The organism is Polaromonas sp. P1_G1, assembly GCF_056405595.1.
In genome coordinates, this window is the sequence record NZ_JBFUBU010000213.1 from 1 (window position 1) to 425 (window position 425).

At 65.6% G+C, this 425-nt stretch carries 1 pseudogene; it reads left to right on the forward strand.

Annotated features, from left to right (window positions below):
• Positions 1-425, forward strand: a pseudogene (locus AC1D1Y_RS26520) (hypothetical protein); the annotation flags it as partial.

The following is a 425-nucleotide window of genomic DNA, read 5'->3' on the forward strand; positions in this document are numbered from 1 at the left end:
GTGCCACAATGTCCACACCGGCGCGCGCCTGGGTGAGCGCCTGCTGACCCGGCCTGAAGAGAACGGCTACATCCTCAATGAGGAAACCGTGGCCCAGCTGGTGCAGCAGGCGCTCACCCAGGCGCGCGCCGGTGTGGACATTGTGGCACCCAGCGACATGATGGACGGCCGCATAGGCGCCATCCGCGCGGCACTGGAGGCGGAGAAGCTCGTGCACACCCGCATCATGGCCTACAGCGCCAAGTACGCCAGCGCCTTCTACGGCCCTTTCCGCGACGCCGTAGGCTCCGCCGGAAACCTAGGCAAGGGCAATAAAAAGGTCTACCAGATGGACCCCGGCAACAGCGACGAGGCCTTGCGCGAAGTGGCCATGGACATTGCCGAGGGCGCGGACATGGTGATGGTCAAGCCCGGCATGCCCTACC